General features: G+C 66.9%; 5 protein-coding genes. 3 read left to right on the top strand and 2 right to left on the bottom strand.

All coding sequences use genetic code 11. The features are described 5' to 3' along the window. Positions 1-1,344: NAD-glutamate dehydrogenase domain-containing protein (locus VGD20_RS04910; protein WP_331133377.1), on the top strand; the 1,344-nt coding region annotated here is incomplete at its 5' end. Further along, positions 1,344-2,207, top strand: a complete 864-nt coding sequence (locus VGD20_RS04905; protein WP_331133376.1) for a hypothetical protein — start codon at positions 1,344-1,346, stop codon at positions 2,205-2,207. The genes VGD20_RS04910 and VGD20_RS04905, both read left to right, overlap by 1 nt. A 6-nt stretch (positions 2,208-2,213) precedes the next feature. Here VGD20_RS04905 and VGD20_RS04900 read toward each other — a convergent pair whose 3' ends face one another. Both VGD20_RS04900 and VGD20_RS04895 read right to left on the bottom strand, forming a co-directional pair. After that, positions 2,214-2,831 (bottom strand): class I SAM-dependent methyltransferase, encoded by a 618-nt coding sequence (locus VGD20_RS04900; RefSeq protein WP_331133375.1) that lies wholly within the window; start codon positions 2,829-2,831, stop codon positions 2,214-2,216. Beyond that, complete coding sequence (locus tag VGD20_RS04895) at positions 2,828-3,067, bottom strand: ribbon-helix-helix domain-containing protein (protein ID WP_331133374.1); 240 nt, start codon at positions 3,065-3,067, stop codon at positions 2,828-2,830. Before VGD20_RS04895 ends, VGD20_RS04900 begins: the two co-directional genes overlap by 4 nt. Before the next feature lie 104 nt (positions 3,068-3,171). Here VGD20_RS04895 and VGD20_RS04890 point away from each other — a divergent pair. Continuing rightward, positions 3,172-3,639, top strand: a 468-nt coding sequence (locus VGD20_RS04890; protein WP_331133373.1) for a helix-turn-helix transcriptional regulator, incomplete at its 3' end; no start/stop codon positions are given.

The following is a 3,639-nucleotide window of genomic DNA, read 5'->3' as shown; positions in this document are numbered from 1 at the left end:
ATCAACACCGACTTCATCGACAACAGCGCGGGCGTCGACTGCTCGGATAATGAGGTCAATATCAAGATCGCGCTGAACCGCGAGATGGCCGAAGGGCGCCTGTCGCAGGACGACCGCGACGCGCTGCTCGTGCGCATGACCGACAATGTCTCCGAACTGGTGCTCGAGGACAACCGATTGCAGGCGCTCGCGCTGTCGATCGCCGAAAAGGGCGGCTCGGCGGCGGTGCCGTCGCTGGTGCGGATCATGGAGACGTTCGAGGCCTCGGGCCGGCTCGACCGCAAGGTCGAGGGGCTCGCCGCGAACGACGAACTCCTTCGCCGCGCGGCCGAGGGGCGCGGGCTGACGCGTCCCGAACTCGCGGTGCTGCTGTCGACCGCGAAGCTCGCCCTGCAGGACGCGATCGAGCATAGCGACCTGCCGAACGACCCGGCGCTGGCGAGCGATCTTGCCGCCGCCTTCCCCGCCGAGATGCAGCGCGACTTCGGGCAGGCGATCGCTGATCACCAGCTGCGCCGCGAAATCATCGCGACCAAGATCGCGAACCGCATCATCAACCGCATGGGCATCGTCCATCCCTTCGAACTGGTCGAAGAGGAAGGCTGCGCGCTCGGCGACATCGCCGCGGCGTTCGTCGCGGTCGAGCGGCTGCTCGAAATGCCGGCGATATGGGACGCGCTCGACGATGCGAAGATCGACGAGAGCGTCCGCCTGTCGCTTTTCGCGCAGGCGTCGTCCGCCATGACGTCGCAAATGGCCGACCTGCTGCGCGTCACCCAGACGCTGTCGCAGCCGGGCCCGGTCGTCGCACGCCTCGAACCCGGGGTCGACCGGCTGACGACCGGTGTCGACGCGCTGCTCAGCCCGTCGGTCAAGCGCCAGTGGGATATGCTGGAGCAGCAACTGCTCGATGCCGGAGCACCCGAGGCGTTGACCACATCGGTTGTCCGTCTGTTCAAGACCGACGGCGCGATCGGCATCGTCGACCTCGCCGAACGGCGCGGCGACGACGAGATTGCGGTGACGCACGCCTTCACCCATCTCGGCGAAGCGCTCGGGCTCGACTGGGCGCAGACGCTGGCGGCGCATATGAGCCCCGCCGATCCGTGGGAACGCCTGCTGGTCAACAGCCTGGCGCGCGATTTCCAGCAGATGCGGCTGACCTTCCTCGCGGGCTTGCCGAAGGGCGATCTCGACACGGCGGTGACGAAATGGCTTGCCGACCATGCACCGCGGGTCGAGCAATTCCGCGCGACGGTCGATCGCGCGCGGATGATCCCGAACCCGAACGGCGCGATGCTGTCGCACATCGCCGGGCAGGCACGCGGGTTGCTGGGAAGGTAATGCCGTTCCAGCCCCGCGTCGCGATCCTTGTCCCGGCGCCCGACTATTACGAGAAGTGGCAGCCCGCCTTTGCCCGCAAGGCGGCGGCGCTGACCGCTGCGGGGCTGATCGTCGAGCAGCGCGCGTGGACCGGTCCGGGCGACCTCGCGGGTTATGATCTGGTCCTGCCGCTCTTTGCATGGGGCTATCAGCGCGACGTTGCGGGCTGGTATTCGCTGCTCGACCGGCTGGAAAGCGACGGGCTGCCGGTGGTCAACCCGGTGCCCGTGCTGCGCTGGAACAGCGACAAGGCCTATCTTGCCGAACTGGGCGCAAAGGGTGTTGCGGTCGTGCCGACGGTCGAGGTTGCCGCGCTCGACGAGGCGAGCCTCGCCGAAGCGATGGCCGGCCTCGACGCCGCCGAAATGGTGATCAAGCCCGCGATATCGGGCGGCGCCGACGGCACGCATCGTATCGCGCCCGGCGATCCGATTCCCGCCGACGCGCAAGGACAACGTCGCCTCGTCCAGCCTTTGATGGCGGGCATCCTTACCGAGGGTGAGTATTCGCTCTTCTTCTTCGGTGGCAAGTTCAGCCACGCGATTGTGAAGCGCCCCGCATCGGGCGACTTCCGCGTGCAGGAGCAGTTCGGCGGACGCGAGGAACCGTGGGCTGCGAACGATGCGTCGCAGACGCTGGCGGCCGCGGCGCTGGCCGCAGCGCCGGCGCCGCCTGTCTATGCGCGCGTCGACATGGTCGGCGATGCGGCGGGCAGGTTGCACATCATGGAGCTCGAACTGATCGAGCCGTCGCTGTTCCTGCATCATGCGCCCGACAAGGGCGCGGCGTTCGGCCATGCGGTGGCGAAGGCAATTCTCGTCTAGAGACCTTCAGGCAATCTTCCGATGCGCCTCGATGGCAAGCCAAGGACCTTGGCCGCCATCATATCCGCCGCTCGTATAAGCTTCGATGCGGTCGATATGCCAAGCGCCCGAGGCAGCATAGGCTTCGAGCAGGAACGGCCGGTCCGTGTAGTTGAAATAGCGCCCCATCGAGTCGCGTCCTTCGACGCCGCCGGCCTTGTAATTTGCGAAATGTATCCCGCCGGGTTTTAGCGCGTTGAATATACGAGCCAGAATAGAGGGGAGCGCGGGGCGAGGGACATGCAGCAGGCTCGCGTGCGCCCATATCGCGTCATATGCTTCTATCGCTTCCAACTCGTCGAAACGCATGATGCGGACAGGCCGCCCGATCCGGGCGCTGGCTTGCGCCGTCATCTCGGCGATCCCGTCGGTCGGATCGACATTGTGGCCGGCCCGAATCATCGCTTCGGCATCACGTCCGCTCCCGCAGCCCAGTTCGAGGATGCGCGAGCCGGGAGGCAGGCGGTCGAGAAATGGCGCGAGCCACCGGCTCGTGCCGTCGGGGCCGCTGGCCGCATAGTCGGGCGCTTCCTTGGAATAGAAGGCGAGGGTGGCGGGGTCGAAGCCCGCGTCATTCTCCGTCAATCCCCCCGCTCCTTTTGCCGCCATAACCACTGCCGGATCGCCGAGGTCAGGTTCGGCGGGTCGTCGGCTTCCATCCGTTCGACATCGATCCGTGCGACGAGCGCGTTGACGGGAAGCGCCTGCCGCGCGGCTTCGGCTTCGAGTGCGTCCCAGAAGACCGGCTCGAGGCTGATCGAGGTCGGATGGCCGGCGATCGTTACCGAGCGTTTGACGGGAGGATGATAGGGGGCGGCCATCGCCGCAGCATAGCCGCTTCGCCGTCGTTTGGAGGTACGAATTATTTGGGGGTGACCGTGATTCGGGCGGGCCTTAGGTTAGGCCGGTGGAGCGAGGTGCAGACGTGACGACAGCCGGAATCCAGGCGCTCACCGAAAAGGAGAAGGAGACGCTGCGCCTGCTGGTCAGTGGCTATGACGCCAAGTCGATGGCGCGCCACCTGGGGCTGTCGGTGCACACGATCAACGAGCGGCTGCGCGACGCGCGGCGCAAGCTCGCGGTGTCGAGCAGCCGCGAGGCGGCGCGGCAGCTACGCGACATCGAAGATCGGACCCCCGAAATAATCGGGGACAAGGCTTTGGGGGAAGCCGTGCCGACGGCCGGCGTGGAAGAAAGGGCGGCATCGGTCGAGGCGCGCCGCATGGGGCGGCGGTCCGGCTGGATAGCCGGAGGTTTGTTCATGTCGTTTGCTTTTGCCCTGCTCGCTTTCACGTCGATGTCCGGAAGCGCCGATACGCCCGCCGTACCGCCTGCGGCCGCCCCTGCCGAAAGCCCCGCGGTCGCGGCGGCACGCGACTGGCTCGCGCTGGTC

Origin of the sequence: Sphingopyxis sp., from assembly GCF_036402335.1 — a bacterium.
In the GTDB taxonomy this organism is placed as follows: Bacteria; Pseudomonadota; Alphaproteobacteria; order Sphingomonadales; family Sphingomonadaceae; genus Sphingopyxis.
The sequence above is the reverse complement of the archived record's forward strand: the minus strand, read 5'-3'. Positions and strand labels throughout refer to the sequence as shown.

Coding starts and splice junctions, on each gene's coding strand:
- VGD20_RS04905 (WP_331133376.1), top strand. CDS start 1,344: ATGCCGTTCCAGCCCCGCGTCGCGATCCTTGTCCCGGCGCCCGACTAT.
- VGD20_RS04895 (WP_331133374.1), bottom strand. CDS start 3,067: ATGGCCGCCCCCTATCATCCTCCCGTCAAACGCTCGGTAACGATCGCC.